This is a genomic window from Mycobacterium sp. 4858, from assembly GCF_900240975.1.
In the GTDB taxonomy this organism is placed as follows: domain Bacteria; phylum Actinomycetota; class Actinomycetes; order Mycobacteriales; family Mycobacteriaceae; genus Mycobacterium.
Map to the genome: position 1 here is coordinate 1,020,395 of NZ_LT968775.1, position 22,740 is coordinate 1,043,134.

Below are 22,740 nucleotides of genomic sequence, written 5' to 3' on the forward strand. Positions count from 1 at the left end.
CATGCTTCGCGGGTGGTTCACGATCCCGCTCCCGTCGACGCGGCCGCCGGAGTCGGCGGGACCGGACCCGGAACTACGCCCGGCCCCGGCGGCGGTGGCGGGATCGGCACCTGCGGCGCCCGCAGGCCGATCGGCGGCACCACCGGGTTCTCGTCGTAGGCGTTCGGCGGTCCCGGCGGGGTTTGCAAACCCGGCGGTGGGGCTGGGGCGTCGGGGCCGCCCATCAGTTCGGCCAGAGATTCCGGGGTCATCAGGCCGCCGGTAACCGGCCCCACCTGGGTGCCTTGCATGCCCGGCGCGACGACCCAGCCGGGCTGAGTGTTGCGGTGCGAGAACGGTGTATCGGGCACCCAGATACCGGGCACGGTGGTGTCCTTGTATCCGTTCGGCGGGTGCAGCCGGTCCTCCGAATAGGCGACTTCCTTGGGCAGCGCTTCGGCGGTGCTGAACAGATTCAGTCCGAACGGCAGGTAGTTGAACTTGATGGCATCGAGGATCGGCGCCAGGTATTGCGCGCACAGTTCGGCGGAATCCTGATAGCCCAGCCGGCTGCCGGCCTGAATCATGCTGCAGACGAACTGCATTGGGTTCGCGAAGTTGGGAATCGCCGGGATGGACATGACGGCGCCGTGCGACGGGTGATAGATCTGGCTGAGGTTCGTCTCCAGCGTCGGCAAGACGTGCAGGGCGGTCTCCAACCCGTTCAGCGGATCGGGTTGGACCAGCGTGGTGGTGAGAGTGGACAAGTTGTCGACGTCGTGCGCGAGCACCCCGCGGTTCTTGTCCAGGAATGGGCGCAGGGTGGACAGCAGGCTGTCGAACTGCTGAAGCGCATTCGTGAGGTCCCGGTCCGAACCGGTCAACTTGTCGGTGAACTCGGCCAGGTTCTTGTTCAGCGCGACGAACTGCTGGTCGTCTTTGTGCAGGGCGTTGACGAACTGGGCCAGGCTGCGCACCACCGCGAAGAAGTCGCCGCGGCCCTCGTTCAGCGCGGTCAACGACCGCGACAGGCTGTTCAGCGTGGTGTTGATCTGCTTGCCCTTGCCGGCCAGACCGTCCGCGAACGACTCGATGGCCTCACCGAACGGACCCTTGGGTTGCTCGGGTGTCGGGCCGAGTTTGGCGATGATGTTGGCGACGCTGTCGCGCAGTTCGTCCCATTCGGTCGGGACCTGCGTGCGCTCGATGGGGATCACCGCGTGGTTGCCCATCACCGGGCCACCTTTATATGGGGGCTCCAGCTGAATGCTGCGCGACGCGACCAGGGTGGGGTTGACGATCACCGCGGACGCGTTGGCCGGCACCTTGTACTTGTTCTCGTAGTGAAACGTCACCTTCATCTTGTCGCCGGCCGGTTCGATCTTGTCGACGGCACCCACCCGGACGCCCATGATCTGGACCTTGTCCCCGGAATAGAGCGCGTTCGCCGTCGGGAGGTAGGCGACCACGGTGTTGGTGGTCAACCTCTGGTAGAGCCGCAAGCCCACGAACCCGGCGACCACGGCCAGCAGCACCACCAGCGCCCCGATCACCGTCCGGGGCCGCAGGTGGCGGAGGGGGAAGACGTTGCTCAATTCTGGCTACCTCCCGTGATGCCGCTGCCTCCCGTGCCGCCCGGGTTGATGAACGGTGCGGGCAACTGCTGCCCGGGTCCCGGCGGCGCCGGCGGCCCGGGGGGCAAGCCGGGCGCGAAGGTCGACGGCGGCGGGGTGGGGCCGGCGGGTTGCAGGTTCTCGGTGCGGCGAAGCCGCGACGTCGATCGGGGCGGGGAAACTGCCGCCGAAGGGGCCAACGTCCACACCCGCGCAGGGCAGCGGATTCCCGGGTCGCGGAAGCGCGTCGGCCGGAGGGGTGTACGAGCACGCCGTTCCGGGCGGGACGGCCGGTCCCGGATGATCCGGGGTGCCTTCCAGCACCGGCGGCGCGGGCGGCGGGGCCCCGTTGGGGAACCGGGTGCCGTTGGGGTCGGGCCAGCGGAACGCGGGGAGCCCGGCACTGCGCCAGAAGTCCTCCGGATCGATCCCGCGCTTCTTGAAGGCGGCGTCGACGAACGGCTGCAAGATCCAATACGGCAGCAGGTTGGACAGGACGATCTTGAAGTACGGTCCCGACGCGACGGATTCCCCTAGCGAGGCGGCGAATTGGCTGACATACGTGAGGGTCTGGGCCAGGTCGTCTTTGCGCGCCACCAGCACATCGCTGATGGCACGCAACTGCTCGAGCACGGGATTGAGGTTCGGATTGTCGTTGATGAACCCCTGCACCTCAGCCGAGAACGCGGAGATGTTCTGCAGCAGGGCGCCGATGGCGCGGCCACGTTCGTTGAACGCGGCCAGCAGCGTCTTGGTGTTGACCAACAACCGGTTGATCTGTTCGCTACGGTCACCGAGCACGCTGGCCACCTGGTGGGCCTGGGCGAGCAGGTGCTTGATCTGTTCGTCGCGCTTACCGATGGTGTCGGAGAATCTCGTCAGGCCGTCGAGTGCGGCACTCAGGTGCGGGTAGGTCTGGTTGACGGTCTGCGACAAGACGTTCAGCGACTGCTTGACGGTGTCGATGTCCCAGCCGGTGGCGGCCTTGGTGATGTCGAAGTTCGCGTCGTAGAGCTGATAGGGGGTGGTGCTCTGGCCCAGTGGCAACACGTCCCCGGGCCGCAACGTCCGGGTTCCCCGCGGCTCGATCTCGAGCACCTTCTTCCCGAGGATGGTGTCCGTCTTGATCGCGAGCCGGCTCTCGGTGCCGATGGTGTTGCCGCCGACGGAGAATTTGATCCGGACATGGTCGCCGTCGATCTCGAGCGCCTCGACCTTGCCGACATTCACACCGGAGATGCGGACCTTGTCGCCCTTGTTGAGTTGGCCGGTGTCGGTGAATTGTCCGTAATAGCTGGGACTGGCGAACATCATCGGGATGCTGGTGAAGCTTTGGCCGACGGCGACCACGAGCACGAGCACGGTGATGCCCATCAGGCCGACCCGGTGGCGGTTGAATTCGGTGAGCGTTCTCATTGGGGCGTGCACCTGCCGGTGGGCTGCTGCCAGAGGCGGACCGAGCGGACCGGGCCGCCGGGCTGCAGTCCGTTCCACCTGATCGTGAGGTCGCAGACGTAGAAGTTGACCCAGTCCCCGTAGAGGCCGATGCTGCGTCCGATGAGGTTGAGCGCGGTCGGGGTCTTGTGGATCAGGTCGCCGAGCTGATCGCGTTGGTCGACGAGCGGTTGCTGAAGAGCCTGCAGGTAGTTGATCGCCTTGTGCAGCAGAGCGCGGTTGTCGGCGAGGAGGTCGGCCACCGTTCCGGCGGCGTTGCTGATGTTCGCGGTGCCGGCGGCCAGCGGGTCGGCGTGGTTTTGCAGCCCGGTGATCAGTCTCTCGAAGTTGTCGACGGTCTGGTCGAACTCCTTGCGATGCCGAACGGTGGTGTCCAGCACGGTGTTCAGGTTCTTGACCACCTCGCCGATCGCCTCGTCGCGCTCAGCGATGTGCGCGGTCAGCTGCGCGGTCTGGTCGAGGATGTCGTTGATGGTGCCGCCCTGACCCTGAAACACGGTGATGATGGCGGACGCGATGGTGTTGACCTTTTCGGGATCGAGCGCCCGGAACAGTGGCTTGAAGCCACCGATCAGCGCGTCGAGGTCCAGCGCCGGTGACGTTCGGGACAGCGGGATGGAGCCGCCCGGCGGCAGTATCCGGTCAGCGCCCTCTCCGTCGCCGCGCTTGAGCTCGAGGTAGCGGTCGGCGAACAGGTTGAGGTAGCGGATCTGCGCGGTCGTCGACTGGTAGAGCGGTACGGAGCGGTCGACATCGAAGTCCACCCGGACCCGCTGACCCCCTTCGATCAGCCGCACCGCTTTGACCTTCCCGATCTCCACCCCGGCGGCGCGGACGAATTGGCCGTTCTTCAGCCCGGTGGCGTTCCGGAATTCCGCGTGATAGCTGTTGGTGCTGTTGAAGCGCATCTGAGCGAACACCACGACGATCGACACGGTGATCAGCAGCAGCACCAGCGAGACGATGCCGAGCTTGATGGCGGAGCCGGTAATCTTCATGGATTCATCGCTGTCATGGGTTGATCGTGTTGTCCCCGACCTGGCGGCCCCACACGTACTCGATTGCGTACGGCGAGCCGGTTTCTAGGTGGTTGTACGGCGCGAGGCTGGCGCCGGTGTCCACCACCAGACTCGGCGCCGGCCACAGGTCATGGGTGATGGCCTGCCAGCAGCCAGGCGCGCCCCCGGGGCCGCCGTGCGCGTTCACCCGCGGCAGATTGTCCGGATACACAAAGGGATTCGGTGCCCCGCCGACCAGCCCGGCCAGTCCGAGGAGTCCCATCGTGGCCGCGGTGCCGGCCAACCCCGGGAGCGTGAGGATGCCGCCCAATCCCGACGTCAGTTCGGTCATGGTTCTCAGCGCGTATCCGTTGCCGCCGCCGGTCGTCTCATAGGCATGGGGTTCTTCGTCGTAGTAGTTGCGGATGGTGCAGAAGAACTCCGGGCTGTAGGTGTCGAGCAGGCCGGCGGTGGGCACCAGATCGGCGGCCCCCCGCTGTAGGTAGGGCCCGCCGCGGGCGAAGATGTCGGCGCCGGTGTTGCCCAGCCCGGCCGCCGCCAACAACGCTGCGTCCAGGTCGTTTTCCTGCCGGTGCACCGTGCGTGCGGTGATCACCGCGTTGTTGAGGGCGTCCAACAGATCCGGTGCGGCGTTGGCGTAGATGTCGCCCAGGACCCCCAGCTGCTGAATGTCATGCCGGATCTGCGGCATTTGCGGATTGATGTCGTCGAGGATGGCGTTGGCGTTGACGATCGACTGCCCGAACTTGTCGCCCAACCCGGTCAACGCCTGCGCGGCCGCCGCCAGCGTCAGGTTCACCTTGACGGGATCGATCTTTTCCGTGATCGTGGTCAGTGTCTCGAACAGCGTATTGAACTCGGTTGTCACCGACCTCGCGTCAATCACGTGCTCCGGTGTGATGGGTTGCGCCGCCGGGTTTTTCGGCGAGGTCAGCGAGACGTACTTGTTGCCGAACACCGTGGTCGCCCTGATGTTGGCGTCCACGTTGGCCGGAATGAGCTCGATCCACTTCGGATTCACGTTCAAGACGAATTTGGCCGCCGGTGTGCCGTCCCGTTCGACCTCCGAAATGCTGGCCACCCGGCCGACTTCCACGCCGTTGTAGGTGACCTTCGACCCCGGATCCATCACCAGACCGGCCCGGGGAGCCAACATCGTCAAGCGTGTCGTCGGCGAGAGCCGGCCGCGAAACTGCAACCACACGAACCCCAGCACCACCGCGGCGACGACCAAAAACACCAAAGCCGCCGTCCGGTACGGAGGTATGCGTTGCGGGTTCTGCTTCACCGGGGTGGTCATGGCGGCTACACGGTGAGGTTGAAGTTCGGGGTTTTGCCGTACACCGCCATCGCGGTGAGAACGACCACCACGACGATCGTGATCAACGACAACCGCATCGACCGGCCCACCGCCTCGCCAACGCCGACCGGCCCGCCGGTGGCGGTGTAGCCGTAGTAGCAGTGGGTGGTCATCACGACCACCGCGACCAGGATCACCTCTGCGAAGGACCAGGCCACGTCGTTGAGGCGCAGGAAGGTGTGGAAGTAGTGGTTGTACGTGCCGATGGATTGCCCGTACAAGAAGACCGTCGTGACCTGCTGGGACAGGAAGGCCATCGTCATCGCCAACCCGTAGAGCGGGATGATCACGATCAGGCCCGCCACGACCCGGGTGGACGCCAGGAAGGGGATCGACCGGATGCTCATCACCTCGAGCGCGTCGATCTCCTCGCTGATGCGCATGGCGCCCAGTTCGGCGGTGGCGCCGGCGCCGACCGTGGCGGCCAGCGCCTGGCCGGCGGCCACCGGCGCCACGAACCGCACGTTGACCAGGGCGGCCAAGAAGCCGGTGAATGCCTCGACACCGATGTTGCCGAGCGTCGCGTAGCCCTGGATGGCGACCAGTGAGCCGGCGGACAGGGTGATGAACCCGACGATGGCGGCGGTGCCGCCGACCACGGCCATCGCGCCGGTGCCCATGCCCATCTGGGCCACCATGCGCAGCAGCTCCTTGCGGTAGCGGTGCACGGCGAACGGGATCTGCCCGATTGCGCTCAGGGCGAACCAGACCATTTGCCCGATCTCGACCAGTACTCGGTCGGGGGCTTCCCCGTATCGAATGAGGGCGGCCCGCGGAACGTGGAGGTGCCGGGCGGGAACCCCTGTGGCCGCGGCCATGTCAGCGCCCCGTCCCGAATCGGACGCCGATGGTGGTCAGCGCGGCGTTGACCGCGAACAGGGCGATGAAGCACAGCACCACCGTCTCGTTGACGGCGGTGCCCAAACCCTTGGACCCGCCGCGAACGATCAGCCCGCGGTAACAGCCGACCAGGCCGGCGATCAGCCCGAACGTCGCCGCCTTGATGAACGCGATCACCACCTCGGGCAGGCCGGTGAGCGCCGTGAGCGTGGAGAGGTAGGCACCGCTCGAGACGTTCTGCAGGTACACGCTGAACAGGTAGCCGCCCCCCAGGCCGACGGCGACCACGAGGCCGTTGAGCAGCACAGCGACGAGTGTCGAGGCGACGACGCGGGGGACCACCAGCCGGTGGATCGGGTCGATGCCGAGCACCTCGAGCGCATCGATCTCCTCGCGGATGGTTCGCGCGCCGAGGTCGGCGCAGATGGCGGTGCCGCCCGCGCCGGCGACCACCAGCACCGTCACGATCGGGCCGAGCTGGGTGACCGCGCCGATCGCGGCCCCGGCACCCGAGACGTCGGCGGCGCCGATCTCGGCCAGCAGCAGGTTGAGCGTGAAAATGAGGAGCACGGTTTCGGGGATGGACACCGCGATCGTGGGCAGCAGTGATACCCGCATGAGAAACCAGCCGTTCCAGATGAACTCGCGCCACTCGAACGGCTGCCTGAGCGCCTTGCCGGTCAGCACGCACATGCGGAAGAACCCGCCGGCCACTTCCGTGCCCGGTCGAATCCTTTGGCCTATTTTGCTGGCGGTCAGGTGTGAGGTGGTCATCCGCGCCGCCCCTGACCCGACCGCGCACTCAGTCGCGAGGGCTGAACTGCTGGGTCAAGCGGGGTACGCACGGTCGCTGGACGGGGATCGCGAGCGTGGACGTGAACCCGCCTCGCGGTCTGATTGATCTGGTGAGCTGGTATCGAAAGGCTCTGCAATGCGGCAGGTTTCGAAGTACCTGGCAGCGAATGCAACTCCGGGCTTCTGCTCTCTACCTCTCGCCGCGACGGCGCTCGGCGCTTTCCGCCGCTTGGCGCAGCACCTTGTTTCCGATGTCGGTCGACCAGGTGATCCCCCCGACCGGCACTTCGGGACCGTGCTTTCAGCTCCATGCCGCCCTCGTTTGCGCCACGCAGTCACTATTGCATTAGACCGTACGGTCAGTCAATAACCGCCACGCTGGCTCGAATTGCACCACCGAACTGCCCGAAGAGCGCTCGGAGCTGCAGTAGAGTTGTTCGGGCAAATACCAGGAACTTTGGCTAGTGACCGGGTGAATCGGTGTCCGGTGACAACGGACGGATAAAGAGAAAGCGGGCCCTTATAACCGACCGGGCGTACGGCGACGATGCCGCGCTCCGGCGCTCGTCTCCGGTCGGTTAAGAACGGCCAAGGCGATCAGGCGGGCAACAGTTCGGGCCAATTACCGACCTGCACAAGGTATTAGAGGCCGATCGGTCAATCACCAGAACTGGTGACTGCGGTGAGGCATTCGCGCACCACCGAGACGACCTCCGCGGAAGGGTTTGCCCACTTTCCGAGCGCCAGTCGGTCGAGTAGCAGTCCGCCGAGGAACACGTCGACGAACGCGGCACCGACTTGTTCGGGAGTCCGGGAACCGGTGGGATCGAACCATACCCACATCCACTGCAGCGATCCCCACAGCTGCAGTGCTGCCAGCTCGACGTCGACGCTTCGGAACACGCCGCTCTCTATCCCGTTGCGGATCTCGTCAGTTGCCAGCGCCTGCAACTGATTTCGCAACTTCCGCACCTGGTGCATAGCGGGGTCATCGAACAGCTGAACCACTTCGCGCTGGCTTGCCACCGTCGCATCGCGAGCGACCACTTGGAGCAGTGCGGAGGCGTAGATGATTGCGGCGATGCGTTCGTGCGGCGCGGCCAGGCGGGCCCACGCCATCTGCAGCGCATCGAGTTGGCGGGCCAGGTGGGTCTCTTCGAGTTCGCGCAACATCTGCGCTTTGGTCCCGAAGTGATGGACGATGGTGCCCTTCGACATGCCAAGCTCGTCGGCGATGTCGCCCATATTCGTTCTGTCGTAGCCGCGTTCGGCGACATAACGGACGAACGCGTCGAAAATCTCGCCACGTCTCCCAGGTCGGGGCATCTTCCACCTTCGACTCAAACTAACCGTACGAACGGTCTATCATAAGTTTCGCGATGTCAAGGTCCCGCCAGGTGTGCCGCGGGGTGGGGCCGGCAGCCACCAGCGATATCGGTGGCTGAGGCGATCGGATCACCGCGCGGGTCAACCGCGCCAAGAAGGCGTGAAAGAAGCCGCCGGCCGGTCGGGCCCGTCGATCGGCGCGTCTACAGCGCCCTGGGGCCGCCGAATCTGTCCGGCGCGGTTACCACATACGTGTTCGCTTTGGCGGCCGGCTTGATCTCGCCGGCGGTGTACACGGTCATCAGCTCTCTGCCGTCGCCGTCGGCCACGCACACATAGGTATCCGTCTCAGCGTCGTAGTCGAAGCTTTCCCAAGCCAATAAGAACGCCAAGCAGTTGCCGTCGCGGTCGGTGACGACGAGCTTGTGGACCCCGGACTCCTTCAGAAGCTGGGCATCCTGCGCGCGTTGCTGAGGGATGTGATTGGTGTGGAGCGTAGCGTGTGACATCTGTGTACTCCCTTAGCGAGGGTGTCTTGGTCTAGCCTAGGCTCAACTGTTCACGGAATCCGAGCCTTGAGGAAAACGTTTTCTCCCCGGGTACCGTCCCGCCCAGGGCACTACGACCCCAATCGAGGGGTCGTAGGTCGTTTAGCCCACAGAGCGTGATGCCGGTCGGCGTATCCAGCACCTCGGCGGGCGGCTTCGCCGATGCCGGGCGTCACTTTGTCGCAACCCGCGTCGGTTATCTTCGGCGGGACTTGTGGGCGAGGGGGAGTGCATGACGCAGGAAACCGAATCCGACACCAATCCGTCCGCGGCCGAGGTGGACCTGGACACCATGACGGCCACCAAAGAGACGCTCGAGGATTACACGCTGCGGTTCGCACCGCGCAGTTATCGACGATGGTCGACAGCCGTAGTGGGCATCTCGGCGCTCGGCGGCATCGCGTATTTGGCCGACTTCGCGATCGGCGCCAATGTCGGCATCTCCTACGGAACCGGCAACGCGTTGTGCGGCATCGGGATCTTCGCCCTGGTGATCTTCGCGACCGGGCTGCCGTTGGCCTATTACGCGGCGCGCTACAACCTCGACCTGGACCTGATCACCCGGGGTAGCGGTTTCGGCTACTACGGCTCGGTGGTCACCAACGTGATCTTCGCGTCGTTCACCTTCATCTTTTTCGCCCTCGAGGGCTCGATCATGGCGCAGGGCCTCAAGCTCGGCCTGCGCCTCCCGCTTTGGGCCGGCTATGCCTGCTCGACGCTGATCATCTTCCCGCTGGTGATCTACGGCATGAAGGTGTTGTCCCAGCTCCAGCTCTGGACGACGCCGTTGTGGTTGATCCTGATGGTCGTTCCGTTCGTCTACCTCGTGGTGCGCCACCCGGACTCCATCCACCAGTTCTTCGGGTACCACGGCCGCGGCGGCGGCGCGGTGAACATCGGCTCGACGTTGTTGGCGGCGGGCGTGTGCCTGTCGCTGATCGCGCAGATCGCCGAGCAGATCGACTACCTGCGTTTCATGCCCCCGCGGACGCCGGCGAACTCGCGCAGTTGGTGGACGTGGGTGCTGCTCGCCGGACCCGGCTGGGTCGTGTTCGGAGCGATCAAACAGATCATCGGCCTGTTTTTGGCCGTCTATCTGATCGCTCGCGTTGCGGGCTCGACGTCGGTCGCCAATCAGCCCGTGCACCAATTCTTGTTGATCTACCGCGACTTCATGCCGGGATGGCTTGCGCTGACACTCGCGGTGGTCCTGGTGGTGCTCAGCCAGATCAAGATCAATGTGACGAACGCATACTCGGGTTCCTTGGCGTGGACCAATTCGTTCACCCGGGTCACCAAGCATTACCCGGGGCGGGTCGTCTTCCTCGCCGTCAACCTCGTCATTGCGTTGATCATGATGGAATCCGACATGTTCGACGTCCTGAACACGATCCTGGGGTTCTACGCCAACTGTGGAATGGCATGGGTGGTGGCCGTGGCGTCGGACATCGTGTTCAACAAGTACCTGCTCAAGTTGTCACCGAAGCGCCCGGAGTTTCGGCGCGGCATGCTGTATGCCATCAATCCGGTGGGCTTCGGGTCGATGCTGTTGGCCGCCGGGTTGTCGATAGTCGCCTTCTTCGGCGGCCTCGGTGAGGCGCTGCGTCCGTACTCGCCGTTGGTGGCGATCGTCGTCGCGTTGGTCATGCCGCCGATCCTGGCGATCGCGACCAAGGGCAGGTATTACCTGCGTCGCACCCACGACGGCATCGACTTGCCCATGTATGACGAATACGGCAATCCCTCAGCGGCGCAGTTGAAGTGCCACGTCTGCCATCATGACTACGAGCGGCCGGACGTGACGGCGTGTGAAACCCACGACGCGCATGTCTGCTCGCTGTGCCTGTCCACCGACAGGCTGGCCGACCACGTGCTGCCGGCCCACCACTAGGCGCCGCTGCGCCGCTGCGCCTCGACGCCGCTCACCGGCGACGGCGCCTTGGGCCGCAACGCCACCAAGACCACGCCGGCGGCGAACACCGCCGCGGCCGGCCAGGAGAAGCGCCCGTCCGGTGCGAAGCCGCCCTGGGCCAAAAGGTGCAGACCAACGGCGGCCAGGACGGCGCCGGAGAGCATGATCGTTTCGCCCCAGCGATCGCCGAGCGGTAGTCCGAACGTCGGCAGCGGAACCGCGAAGAACCGCCGCTGCCACCACAGCAGCACCAACTCGACCGCCGTAACCACGCTGAGGATCGTGATCCACTCCAGTCGGACCAGCCACCACGTCGCAGACCCCTCATGGGGCTGGGGTATCAGGCCGGCCGGATAAGCGACGATCGCGACGATGACCACAGGAATCATGTGCCACAGGTAAAGCGCCATCACGTTGGCGTTGGCGGTCGACAACACGCGCCGCACGGGGCCGTGGTGCAGGACCTGGTCGAGCATCGCCGCAACTGCCATCGCCAGCCCGGCCTGCGTGCAGGCGAACGCCATCATCGCCACCGTGGGCGGCGTCGTGTTCTCGATCGGTTCCCCCGGAACGCCGATCATGCTCACCGGATACGGCCCCACTCGGATCAGCAGTGCCAGGGCGACGGCCGAACCGGCGGCGAGCAACACCGGTCTGCGGCCGGCCAACAGCCCACCCTCCCAGGCGATGCCGAGCTGATAGAGCAGGCCCCAGCACAACAGGTAGTTGAGCGAGCCGACGTAGGGCACGTGGCCCGCGAGCGACACGGCGTCGATCAGGACGACCCCGGCGGCCAGTACCGCCGGTACCCTCAGGCCCCAACGTCGATGTGCCGCAACGGCAATGGGCGTCAGTGAGACGACCAGCACGTACACGGCGAGGAACCACAGGTGCATGGCCACCGCCCACCCCGCGTATTCCAGCACGGTGCCCGGCACCCGTTGGGCCTGGAGCGCCACCACGATCACCGAAACGAGCGCGACGTAGACCGTCGTCGGACCCAGCACCCGAGCCAGTCGATGCCGGATCCAGGCCTGGCGTGAGAAGCTGCCGCCCTCGCGGCGGTGCGCCCACGACACGGCTCCGGCGTAGCCGGCCACGAAGAAGAACACCGGCACCGCCTGGAAGATCCAGGTCAACCATTGCGTCCAGGGCATGTCCAGCAGCGGGTTCTCCCGGCCGAATTGCCCGTCGTGGTAGGTCACGGAACCGGCCAGCCAGTGGCCCAGCACGATGAGGACCACGCCCGACGCGCGGTAGAAGTCCACCGCCAGATTGCGGGCCGGTCGCGTCGTTTCTATGTCGTCCATCGGATCGCGGTCAGATCGATGCGGTGCACTCGCGCAACGGTACCCGCCCCACGGCCCGAAGTCGCTGAGCGCACAATGACGCCATGAAACAAGCTCGCCTTGCCGGCTTGGAGGTCGGCCGCATCGGCCTGGGCGCCATGGGCATGTCGGTGGCCTACGCCGGCGCCGGCAGCGACGACGCCGAGGCGATCCGCACCGTCCACCGCGCGATCGACCTGGGTGTCACGCTGATCGACACGGCCGAGGTGTACGGCCCCTACGTCAACGAAGAACTGCTCGCCCGCGCCTTGCAGGGGCGCCGCGATCAGGTGGTGCTGGCCACCAAGTTCGGCCTGATCTCGCACACCGGGCGCAACGGCCTGGACAGTAGCCCCGCCAACATCCGTATCGCCGTCGAGGGTTCGCTGCAACGGCTCGGCACCGACCGAATCGACCTCTACTATCAGCACCGCCTTGACCGGGACACCCCGATCGAAGACACGGTCGGCGCATTGGCCGAGCTGGTCGCCGCCGGGAAGGTCCGGCACATCGGCCTTTCGGAGGTCGGCGTCAACACCATCCGGCGTGCGCACGCGGTGCATCCCATCACCGCGGTGCAATCCGAGTATTCGCTGTGGACGCGCGACCAGGAGGACGAGATATTGCCGGTGCTGCGCGAATTGGGGATCGGATTCGTCGCTTACTCACCGCTGGGCCGCGGCTTCCTCACCGGCGCCATCCGCTCCACCGAGGGGCTGCCGGACAGCGACTACCGCAAGACCAATCCGCGGTTTTTCGACGAGAACTTCCAGCACAACCTGCAAAGCGCCGACGAATTGCGCGCCATCAGCGCCGACGTCGGTGCGACCCCGGCTCAGGTCGCTCTGGCCTGGCTGTTGGCGAAAGGGCCTGACATCGTGCCGATTCCGGGCACAAAGCGGGTGGCGCGGCTCGAGGAGAACGTCGGTGCTGATGCCGTCCAACTGTCACCCGAGCAACTGTCCCGGCTCGATCGGATCACCCCGCCCGTGGGCGGCCATCATGCCGAAGCGCAGATGGGATGGATCGATCGCTGACGGGTGCGGGCGTGCGAGTCATGTTGCGGTGCAACAGCTCTCGGTAATGATCGCTTGCTAGTCCGCGCCGGCGAGTGCCGCGGTGCCGTATTTCCTTTCGATCAGCGTCCAGGGGTCGGCGTAGGGACCGCGCCCCTCGAGCCGGCGCTGCACCATCAGGACGGTCCGCAGGACCGGCCGCAAGACCGGGCTCAGCAGCCGAACCACCATGCGCAGACGGCCCTGCGTCTCGGCGATCCAGGCCAGCGTCTGCGACCAGTCGTGCTCTTGGAAATCGAGCAGCGCCTGGGCTTCGGTGGTGTCATACCAGCCGGTGAAGCTCCAGCCGCGGTCGTCGGTCGGGTCGCCCGGCAGGCTGGCGGACGGGCCGAGGCGACCGAGGCCGATGGCTTCCATCAGGGCGTCCTCGAGGTCGCGCTGAGTGAGGACATAGGACTCGTTGCCGCCGATGAGTATCACCTTGCCCGCGATGCCGGCTTGCCGGTCGACGCCGTTGGCGAAGGCCAGCGCCACATCGCGAGCATCGACCGCGTGCATGCGGTTGTCGCCGGGCATGGATCGCATCAGCAGCAGGGAGTCGCCGTTGACGGTGGTGTGCATATCCGGCGAGATGACCCCGCCCAGCCGGAAGAGCGCGTACGGCAGGCCGCTCGCGCGGATCGCCGCCTCCGCGAGCACCTTGTCCTGACCGTATTGATCGATGGGATTCACGGGGGTGTCCGGGGTGATCCGTTCGGGCTGACGGTACGGGTTGCGCGACCCGTACACCGCGGCGCTGGAGGCCATCAGGAACAACGGCGGGCGCGTGAGTGCGGCGCACGCTGCCAGGAGATTCTCGGTCCCACCCACATTCACTTTGCGTGCCAGCGCGGGTTTGCGATACGACAACGGGGACACGACCGCGGCGAGGTGGACGACCGCGTCGGGTTGACGGGTCATGACGAGGTCGCGCAGCGCCTCGGCGTCCAGCAGATCGGTGTAGGCCGGGATCAGCGTTCCGGGGTGGCGGGCGGCGGCCAGTTCTTTTTCGACGGCGACGGTGTTCTCGGTGCGCAGATCCAATGCGATCACGGTGCGTCCCCGGTCCAGCAGGATCTGCGTGCAGCGCTTGCCGATTTGCCCGAATGCGCCGGTGACCAAAACGGTGGAGGCGGTCATGGGTTCATCACCATATTCGCGACTCGGCCGATGGCCCGGCGGATTCGGTCGGAGATGTAGAGCGAAAACACCGGAGTGACGATATCCTCTCGCAGTCGAGTCAGCTTGGAGCTCTTGATGAACCATTGCCCGGCGATGTTCTCGTAGGTCTCGTGGTAGTGGCCGTAGCCGACCAGGGTCACGCCGGGGCCGAATCGGACGACGTCTTGCAGCGCCCACACCCCGCGCGCGGCCGTCTCCGAGGTGAGCGTGATCTCGGGGGCATGCACCTGGTGGGCGGTGGCCTGCCCGGGCCGCCCGAGCGCCTTGCGCGTGAACGCCACGAACTCGTCCGCCCCCTCGATGACCTTGCCGCCGGCCTCGGCCGTGTCGCTGAGGAAGTCATCGGTGAAGATGGTGCGCCACCCCGCCCAGTCCTTGGTATCGAGCAGCCGGCAGTAACGGGCCTTGAGCTGCTTGATGGATTCGATGGCCAGCAGCGTGGCGGTGTCCGCGTCGGTGACGCTGCGCTCCGCGCGCTCTGTCATGGCGGCTCGATTCTATGCGGCTCTGCGTGACGTTTCCCCGGCGAAGTGTAAACCCTTCAGCCTTTGAAGTAGACGACCTGGTGCGTGGTGGCCAGCAGCACGCCATCGCGCGTCCACACCTGTGCGCTCTGGTCGAAGTAGCCGCGGCTGAAGCGGTTGGCGTGGGCGGTGCACAGGACGAAGTCGTCGCCTGAGCGGTCGAGTTCGTGCCGATCCGCGTGGAAGTACGTCGTCAGCGAGATCGTTCCGGACGGGATGATGGCGCCCCGCCGCAGGAACACCCGGGGGTAGAACGCGTCGCATAGCGCGGCGAGCGCCGGGTAGTCGACGGGGCGTTGCGCGCCGTCGCGCACCCACAGGGTGGTCGTCGACGAGGGGTTCGGGTGGCCGTCTTTGCCGGGCATGGGGCCTTCGACGTAGCGCATGTCGTAGAGGCTCGTCCAGCGCACCAGGCCCGGATCCGTGGCAGGAAGCTGCTCCGGGTCCGGTGCGCTCGGCGGGCGGCTTTCGGTGTCGCCCCAACCGTCGCGCCGGATCGCGAACAACGCGGTCGCCGTCGTCTTGACGTCTCCGTCCTGGGCGAGTTCGGCGATCCAGTGCTGGTTGGAGCGATTTGTGCGCGCGGCCCGCAGTGAGATGTCGAAGTCGCCGTCGGCGATCGGCGCGGCGTAGTTGACCGTCAACGCCAGCGGCTCGCCGAGGCGGTCGGGGTGCGACTCGACGGCGCGCAGCATCACGGCGGCGGTGATCCCGCCGAAGGGACCCACCATGTTGGCCCATTCCGGATGGGTCCGCCCGCGCCTGGTGTCGGCGTCGACGGTCTCGAGGCGGACGGCGTCGTCAAAGGGATGTGTATCGGTCATGCTGAGTACTGCAGACTACGGGCCGCCGACCCCGTCGTCGGAACGGGGCGGTCGAGCGACAACATCGGAAAGGTAAGCCAGGATGGCCGACTCCAAAGACGAATCTCCCGCTGAGCTGATCGACGCCAGGATCAAGGAGTTGGGGGATTGGCGCGGCGAGATGCTCGCCCGCATCAGGCAACTCGTCAAGGACGCCGACCCCGACGTGGTCGAGGAGTGGAAGTGGCGGGGCGTCCCGGTCTGGTACCACGACGGAATGATCTGCACCGGCGAGACCTACAAGAACGTCGTGAAGATGACCTTCGCCAAGGGGGCCTCGCTCGATGATCCCGCTGGCCTGTTCAACTCCAGTCTCGACGGCAACACCCGACGGGCGATCGATTTTCACGAGGGCGACGAGCTCGACGTGAAGGCGCTGACGGCGCTGATCCGCTCCGCGGTGGAGTTGAACCGGTCGTGAGGCGCCGACCTGTACAGCCGCGGCAGCGCTGCTGTACAGTCGCCCAGCACAAGGTCGACGCTCGAACGAGAGGTCATCCGGTGACGTCGGAGTCGGTCGAGGAATTCCGGGGCCGGGCCAAGGCGTGGCTGGCCGAGAACCTGCCGCGGCTTGATTCCGGCGACGCGATGGCTCTGCAACGCGACTCGCTCACCTCCTGGCAGCGCGCCCGCGAGTTGCAAAAAAGGCTGTACGACGGCGGATTCGCCGGCATCTGCTTTCCGCGCGAATACGGCGGGCTGGGCTTGGGCTACGAATACAAGAAAGCGTTCGACGCCGAGGCCCTGGCCTACGAGACCCCCTTGATGCTCAACGTTCCGTCGTTCGCCATCTGCTGCGCGACGATCCTGGACATGGGCAGCGAGGAGCAGAAGCGCACCCACATCGCGGCCGCACTGCGCGGCGACGAAGTGCTGGTGCAGCTGCTGTCGGAGCCCAGCGGGGGGTCGGATCTCGCGGGTGTGCTGACTCGCGCCGACCGCCGGGATGGGCGATGGATCATCAACGGCGCCAAGACATGGAGCACCTGGGCGTTCGCCGCCGACTACGGCCTGTGCCTGGCCCGCACCGACTGGAGCGTTCCGAAACACGAAGGGCTGACCATGTTCCTGGTGCCGCTTCGGCACCCCGGGGTCACGATCAACCGCATCAAGCAGGTCAACGGCTCCGTGGAGTTCTGCGAGGAATTCTTCGACGACGTCGACGTCGGTGACGACGCCGTGGTGGGGGAGCCCGGGAAAGGGTGGGACGTCGCCTCGCGCCAGCTCTACCACGAGCGCCGCAGCATGGGCGACGGATCGGAGTACACCAGCGGCCCGGGAATCGCTGAGGCGCAAGATATCTCGGTTGACCTGCTCGCCCTGGTCGAGAAGACGAACCAGACCGGCAGCGAACGAGTCCGCGAATTGGTGGGCCGTGCCCTGGTCCATCGTGTCGTGCACGGGCAACTCAGCGAGCACGTCTTCCACGCCGTGACCAGCGGATCCCTCCCGCCCGCGGCGGGATCGATCATCCGGCTGTCCATGGCCGAGGTGCACGACGTCGAAAACGACACCGCGCTGGCCGTCGCGGGCCCCTCGGCCGTGATCGAGGACGAGGCTGGGCTGCTCGACATCGGCACCCGTTACCTGGGCCGGCAGATCGCCAGCATCGGAGGCGGGACCACCGAGATGGCTCGCAACGTCATCGGGGAGCGTGTCCTGAACTTTCCGCGTGAGTACGCCGCCGACCGCGGCGTGCCGTTCAACCAGGTGCGGCACGGAAAAGCCTGAGGGAGGCCGGAATTGGGCGACCAGCTTCGTGACATCCGGGAGTTGGCGGGAGACTCCGACGCCTATCGGGACGAACTGTACCGGCGCTGGACGGGGCTGCTCAGCTACCGCTACATCGGCCGCAAACACTCCTCGATGGACTTGGGCGAGGCCGACGACACGGTCACCATTCGCCGGGACATGCGCAACGAGGCCGGGGGAATCATGGTGGCGCCGTTGGCCATTTCCTCGCCGGAGGGTTGTCAGACCGACATGGTCGCGGTGCCCAACCCGGTCATCGCGTCCGTGCAGATCGTCGACCCCGGCTACGACGTCAGCCGAGTCGAGATCGTCGGCTCCGGCATCGTGCACCAGGGGCGCACCATGGGCTACGGGCGGTGCAAGATCGTCGACGCCGACAACCCGGACCGGGTGATCGCCTTCAACGAGGGGCAGGGGGCGATTATCGGCATCCCGCCGGAAGGCCTTGACCGGATGGATGTTTCGGGCACCGAACTGGTGGTCGAGGATTCGCCGGACCTGCCGCCGCTGTGGCAGGCGTTCGGGGCCAGCCGCCGCGACGACGGCCATTGGGTGCTGCCCGAGCTCAGCACCGAACTCGCATCCCCCGACGCCGCATTACACATCGGGCCGCAACACGTCGTCTTAGAAACCGCGGCTATCGACCTCGCCGCCGGCGTCGCCGGAACGCGGAAGCTCCAGGTGGTCAGCTGGCACGTCATGTTCATGTCGCGCGGCAAGGTGGGTCCCTTCCGCGTCGAGGGCACCGCGCATGCCGGCGCGCCGGGACGCGTCGGGGTACGGATGCTGCTGCACGACGAGGGGAATGCCGACAAGGCCGTCACCTCCGCCGCGGCGATCTTCGACGTCGTGGGCTGACTCTGGCCATACACCGCCTGGGGTACGTATGGTGCTTGAGACTCACACGACAGGAGAATCGCAGTGGCAGAACGGCTGGCCGGGAAGGTCGCACTCATCAGCGGGGGTGCGCGGGGGATGGGGGCCTCGCACGTACGGGCGCTGGTCGGTGAGGGCGCCAAGGTGGTGTTCGGTGACATCCTCGACGACGAGGGCAAGGCCGTCGCGGCGGAGGTCGGTGACGCGGCCCGCTACCTGCACCTCGACGTGACGAAGCCCGAGGATTGGGACGCGGCGGTGGCCACCGCCCTGAGCGAGTTCGGCCGCATCGACATCCTGGTCAACAACGCCGGCATCATCAACATCGGCACCTTCGAGGACTACGCCCTCTCGGAGTGGCAGCGGATCCTCGACATCAACCTGACGGGCGTCTTCCTCGGGATCCGCGCCGTGGTCAAGCCCATGAAGGAAGCCGGCCGCGGATCGATCATCAACATCTCCTCGATCGAGGGCATCGCCGGCACCATCGCCTGCCACGGCTACACCGCCACCAAGTTCGCCGTCCGCGGGCTGACCAAGTCGGCAGCACTGGAACTGGGGCCCAGCGGGATCCGAGTGAACTCGATCCACCCCGGGCTCATCAAGACCCCGATGACCGAATGGGTCCCCGAGGACATCTTCCAGACCGCGCTCGGGCGGATCGCCCAGCCCCAGGAGGTCTCCAACCTGGTCGTCTACCTGGCCAGCGACGAGTCCAGCTATTCGACCGGCTCGGAGTTCGTCGTCGACGGCGGCACCACCGCCGGCCTGGGCCACAAGGACTTCTCGGCGGTCGACACCGCCGGGCAGCCGGACTGGGTTACCTAGCGGGACTGAGGGATTCGGTCTCCTGCGGCGCCTGCTCGGCGCTGGGCTTGGGCCACGGCGACGGCACCGGGCGCTGCCGCACCCGCTGCGGCCACCAGAACCACTTGCCCAGCAGCGCCGCGATCGACGGCGTCATCAGCGACCGGACGATCAGCGTGTCGAACAGCAGACCCAGGCCGATGGTGGTGCCGACCTGGCCGATGACCGTCAGCTCACTGACCGCCATCGTCATCATCGTGAAGGCGAACACCAGGCCGGCCGAAGTGACGACCGAGCCGGTCCCGCCCATCGACCGGATGATCCCGGTGTTCAGGCCGGCGTAGATCTCCTCCTTGAACCGCGCCACCAACAGCAGGTTGTAGTCCGCGCCGACGGCAAGCAGGATGATCACCGACATCGCGAGCACCATCCAGTGCAGCTCGATGCCGATGAGGTGCTGCCAGATCAACACCGACAGGCCGAACGACGCGCCCAGCGAAAGCAACACGGTGCCGACGATGACCGCCGACGCCACCACACCGCGTGTGATGAGCAGCATGATGATAAAAATCAGGCACAGCGAAGAGATCCCGGCGATCAGCAAGTCATACGTGTTGCCGTCGCTGAGGTCCTTGTAGATCGACGCGGTCCCCGCCAGATAGATCTTCGAGCCCTCCAGGGGCGTGCCCTTGAGCGCTTCGTAGGCGGCCTTCTTGATGGCGGAAATGTGCGAAATGCCTTCCTGCGACATCGGATCGCCGTCATGGCTGATGATGAAGCGCACGGCATGGCCGTCGGGGGAGATGAAGTTCTTCATCCCCTTCTTGAACTCGGCGTTGTTGAAGGTCTCCGGCGGCAGGTAGAACGAGTCGTCGTTCTTGGACGCGTCGAACGCCTTGCCCATGGCATTGGAGTTCTTCTGCGCCTCGTTCTGCTGATCCTGCAGGCCCTTCTGGGTCGCATACATGGTCAGCATCGTCGTCTTCATGGCCTTCATGTTCTCGATCATCGACGGCATCAACGCCACCATCTGGGGCATCAGCGTGTCGAGGTGATCCATGATCGGCAGCAGGCTCTCGATGTCGTCGGTCATGATGTCGATGCCGTCCAGGCCGTCGAACACCGAACGCAATGACCAGCACACCGGGATGTCGTAGCAGTGCCGTTCCCAGTACAGGTAGCTGCGGATGGGCCGGAAGAAGTCCTCGAAATCGGCCATGTGCTGGCGCAATTCGTTGATGTCGATGGTCATGTCGTGCATCTTCTTGACCATCTGATGCATGTCGTTGGCCATCTGCGCGGTGATGCTCGACATCTTCTCCATGCTGTCGATGGTCGTCTGCATCATGTCGGCCTGGTGCAGCATGTCGGCCATCTGGTCTTCCTGGTACTTCTGGTTCATCTGCTGGGTGACGCCCTGCATGCTGATCTGGAACGGGATCGAGGTGTGCTCGATCGGCGTGCCCTGCGGTCGGGTGATGGCCTGCACGCGACCGATTCCCGGCACGCGGAACACCGTCTTGGCGATCTTGTCGATCACCAGGAAGTCCGCGGAGTTGCGCAGATCGTGGTCGCTTTCGATCATCAGCACTTCGGGATTCATCCGCGCCTGCGAGAAGTGCCGGTCCGCGGCCGCGTAGCCCTCGTTGGCGGGGAGATCGGCGGGCAGGTAGTTGCGGTCGTTGTAGTTGGTGCGGTAACCGGGCAGGGTCAGCAACCCGATGAGCGCGATCCCGATGGTCAGCACCAGGATCGGGCCGGGCCACCGGACCACGAGCGCGCCGATCTTGCGCCACCCGCGAATGCGCTGGCTGCGTCGGGGCTCGAGCGTCCGACGGAAGCGCGTCGCCACCGAAATGACCGCGGGACCGAGCGTCAACGCCGCCGCCACGACCACCACCATGCCGATGGCCAGCGGGATACCCAGCGTCTGGAAATAGGGCAGGTTCGTGAAGTGCAGGCAGAAGGTCGCACCGGCGATCGTCAGGCCCGACCCGAGCACCACGTGCGCGGTGCCCTTGTACATGGTGTAGTACGCGTCTTCGCGTGACTCGCCGACGGCACGGGCCTCCTGATATCGGCCGATCAAGAAGATCGCGTAGTCGGTGGCGGCCGCGATCGCCAACGTGACCAAGAGGTTGGTGGCGAACGTCGAGAGGCCAATGATCTTGTAGTAACCCAGGAAAGCGACCATTCCGCGCGCGGCCGAGAGCTCGAGGACCACCATCACCAGCGTGAGTAAGACGGTGACGACGGACCGATAGACCAACAGCAGCATCCCGATGATGACCGTGAACGTGGCCGCGGTGATGAGCTGCAGGCTGCGGTCGCCGGCCGTGTGCTGGTCGGCCGACAGGGCCGCGGGTCCGGTGACGTAGGCCTTCACCCCTTTGGGTGGGGTCAGGCTTTTGACGATGTTTTGGACCGACTCGACCGATTCGTTCGCCAGGGCTTCGCCCTGGTTACCCGCCAGATACACCTGGACGTAGGCGGCCTTGCCGTCGTTGCTCTGTGCGCCCGCGCCGGTCAGTGGATCGCTCCACATATCCTGAACGTGCTCAACGTGTTTGGTGTCGGCGTCGAGCTTCTTGACCATTTGGTCGTAGTAGGCATGCGCGTCGGCGCCAAGCGGGTTTTGGCCCTCGAGCACGATCATGACCGAGCTGTTGGACTTGTACTCGTTGAAGATCGCGCCCATTCGCTTGGTCGCGACGACCGATTGCGCATCGTCGGGAGTCATCTCCACCGAGCGCATCTTCCCGACCTCGTCCAACTGCGGGACGACGACGTTGAGCACCGCGATCAGCGCGATCCAGCCGATGATGATGGGCACCGCGAAGGTTCGAATGATTCGCGGAATCTTTTCCCGCACCGGTTCTTGGGCGACGGGGATGGTGTCGGTGCGGGCGTCGTCAAGGTGTGTGCTCATGCGGATTTCACCATGCAGAAGGTCAGGGCGTGCACGCGGTTGGTCATGTTCTCGGCCTTGACTTCGTCGTCGATGGTGATGCGACAACCGAGGGAATCACCGTCGCTTTGCGCCGAGAGGTTGGGGAAGACGGAGGGGGCGGTCGTGCTGAGCACCAGCGTCCAGGGCAATGGCGCGCCGTCGACCCGCTTGGGGTCGGCGGACAGGTCCAAGTAGTTCACGTTGGCGGTGCGGGCCGAGCCGAAGACCTCGTACTTGACCACTTTGGGCTTGAACGGCTTGGAATCATCCAGTCGCGGGCTGGTCATGATGCCGGTGTCGTGGGCGCCGAAGAAAGACTTGACCCTGGCCACGGCAAAGCCGCCGACCACCAGGACCGCGACGATCAGCAGGGGCAGCCATGCATTGCGCAAACCCTTGGATTTCTGCACCTGAGGGATTCCTCCTCATCATCCGATCATGATGTGGCTAGTTGTGCGCGACGACTGACGGTGCACCGCAACGGTTTCGACGGCGACCAGGGTCTACGAAAGTTCGACGGTCTCAGGGCAACGGCATCCCGAGAACACCGGCCGTC

General features: G+C 65.6%; 19 protein-coding genes and 1 pseudogene. 6 read left to right on the plus strand and 14 right to left on the minus strand.

Annotated features, from left to right (window positions below; translation table 11 throughout):
* Positions 1–17: 17 nt before the first annotated feature.
* The 8 genes and pseudogenes from C1737_RS04735 to C1737_RS04770 form a co-directional block, all read right to left on the minus strand.
* Entirely contained in the window at positions 18–1,574 is a 1,557-nt protein-coding gene (locus tag C1737_RS04735) for a virulence factor Mce family protein (protein ID WP_102417373.1), read from the minus strand.
* Positions 1,571–3,008, minus strand: a pseudogene (locus tag C1737_RS04740) (MCE family protein). The gene C1737_RS04735 and the pseudogene C1737_RS04740 overlap by 4 nt, the downstream one beginning before the upstream one ends.
* A complete protein-coding gene (locus C1737_RS04745) occupies positions 3,005–4,045 on the minus strand; it encodes a virulence factor Mce family protein (RefSeq protein ID WP_068092341.1) in 1,041 nt (346 codons plus the stop codon). Before C1737_RS04745 ends, C1737_RS04740 begins: the two are co-directional and overlap by 4 nt.
* 13 nt (positions 4,046–4,058) lie before the next feature.
* A complete protein-coding gene (locus C1737_RS04750; protein WP_102417375.1) occupies positions 4,059–5,366 on the minus strand; it encodes an MCE family protein in 1,308 nt (435 codons plus the stop codon).
* 5 nt (positions 5,367–5,371) lie between these two features.
* Positions 5,372–6,244, minus strand: coding sequence for an ABC transporter permease (locus C1737_RS04755; RefSeq protein ID WP_068092348.1), 873 nt, complete (start codon positions 6,242–6,244; stop codon positions 5,372–5,374).
* 1 nt (position 6,245) lies between these two features.
* Positions 6,246–6,959, minus strand: coding sequence for an MlaE family ABC transporter permease (locus tag C1737_RS04760; protein ID WP_369804363.1), 714 nt, complete (start codon positions 6,957–6,959; stop codon positions 6,246–6,248).
* Between the two features lie 759 nt (positions 6,960–7,718).
* Positions 7,719–8,387: a TetR/AcrR family transcriptional regulator gene (locus tag C1737_RS04765; protein WP_067927795.1), complete on the minus strand. Its 669-nt coding sequence runs from the start codon at positions 8,385–8,387 to the stop codon at positions 7,719–7,721.
* Positions 8,388–8,590: 203 nt separating this feature from the next.
* Positions 8,591–8,896 carry a hypothetical protein gene (locus C1737_RS04770; protein WP_067927791.1) on the minus strand — a complete coding sequence of 102 codons (306 nt, stop codon included), beginning with the start codon at positions 8,894–8,896 and terminating at the stop codon, positions 8,591–8,593.
* 331 nt (positions 8,897–9,227) lie between these two features.
* Between C1737_RS04770 and C1737_RS04775 the strand changes: the two genes are divergently transcribed.
* Complete coding sequence (locus tag C1737_RS04775) at positions 9,228–10,826, plus strand: cytosine permease (protein ID WP_233214700.1); 1,599 nt, start codon at positions 9,228–9,230, stop codon at positions 10,824–10,826.
* Here C1737_RS04775 and C1737_RS04780 read toward each other — a convergent pair.
* Positions 10,823–12,157 carry an acyltransferase gene (locus tag C1737_RS04780; RefSeq protein ID WP_102417377.1) on the minus strand — a complete coding sequence of 445 codons (1,335 nt, stop codon included), beginning with the start codon at positions 12,155–12,157 and terminating at the stop codon, positions 10,823–10,825. The genes C1737_RS04775 and C1737_RS04780 overlap by 4 nt on opposite strands.
* An 83-nt stretch (positions 12,158–12,240) precedes the next feature.
* Here C1737_RS04780 and C1737_RS04785 point away from each other — a divergent pair, with 83 nt between their 5' ends.
* The gene (locus C1737_RS04785) at positions 12,241–13,212 is read left to right on the plus strand and encodes an aldo/keto reductase (protein ID WP_102417378.1); all 972 of its coding nucleotides are present in this window, start codon (positions 12,241–12,243) and stop codon (positions 13,210–13,212) included.
* Between the two features lie 57 nt (positions 13,213–13,269).
* Here C1737_RS04785 and C1737_RS04790 read toward each other — a convergent pair whose 3' ends face one another.
* From C1737_RS04790 to C1737_RS04800, 3 genes are read right to left on the minus strand one after another with little or no spacing between them, the layout of a single operon-like run.
* A complete protein-coding gene (locus C1737_RS04790) occupies positions 13,270–14,370 on the minus strand; it encodes an NAD(P)-dependent oxidoreductase (protein ID WP_102417379.1) in 1,101 nt (366 codons plus the stop codon).
* Complete coding sequence (locus C1737_RS04795) at positions 14,367–14,897, minus strand: nuclear transport factor 2 family protein (protein ID WP_067927781.1); 531 nt, start codon at positions 14,895–14,897, stop codon at positions 14,367–14,369. The genes C1737_RS04790 and C1737_RS04795 overlap by 4 nt, the downstream gene beginning before the upstream one ends.
* 56 nt (positions 14,898–14,953) lie before the next feature.
* A complete protein-coding gene (locus tag C1737_RS04800; protein WP_102417380.1) occupies positions 14,954–15,760 on the minus strand; it encodes an acyl-CoA thioesterase II in 807 nt (268 codons plus the stop codon).
* An 82-nt stretch (positions 15,761–15,842) separates the two neighbouring features.
* Here C1737_RS04800 and C1737_RS04805 point away from each other — a divergent pair, with 82 nt between their 5' ends.
* From C1737_RS04805 to C1737_RS04820, 4 genes are all read left to right on the plus strand, one after another.
* Positions 15,843–16,220: a DUF1801 domain-containing protein gene (locus C1737_RS04805; protein ID WP_067927775.1), complete on the plus strand. Its 378-nt coding sequence runs from the start codon at positions 15,843–15,845 to the stop codon at positions 16,218–16,220.
* Positions 16,221–16,300: 80 nt separating this feature from the next.
* A complete protein-coding gene (locus C1737_RS04810; protein ID WP_102417381.1) occupies positions 16,301–17,530 on the plus strand; it encodes an acyl-CoA dehydrogenase family protein in 1,230 nt (409 codons plus the stop codon).
* Positions 17,531–17,542: 12 nt separating this feature from the next.
* Positions 17,543–18,409, plus strand: coding sequence for a hypothetical protein (locus tag C1737_RS04815; RefSeq protein WP_067927769.1), 867 nt, complete (start codon positions 17,543–17,545; stop codon positions 18,407–18,409).
* A gap of 63 nt (positions 18,410–18,472) precedes the next feature.
* On the plus strand, positions 18,473–19,255 hold the full coding sequence (locus C1737_RS04820) for an SDR family oxidoreductase (protein WP_068092384.1): 783 nt from the start codon (positions 18,473–18,475) through the stop codon (positions 19,253–19,255).
* Here the strand turns inward: C1737_RS04820 and C1737_RS04825 are convergent.
* Positions 19,248–22,163, minus strand: a complete 2,916-nt coding sequence (locus C1737_RS04825) for an RND family transporter (protein ID WP_068092385.1) — start codon at positions 22,161–22,163, stop codon at positions 19,248–19,250. The two genes, C1737_RS04820 and C1737_RS04825, sit on opposite strands and share 8 nt — an antisense overlap.
* Complete coding sequence (locus C1737_RS04830; protein WP_067927820.1) at positions 22,160–22,576, minus strand: MmpS family transport accessory protein; 417 nt, start codon at positions 22,574–22,576, stop codon at positions 22,160–22,162. The genes C1737_RS04825 and C1737_RS04830 overlap by 4 nt, the downstream gene beginning before the upstream one ends.
* Between the last annotated feature and the right edge of the window lie 164 nt (positions 22,577–22,740).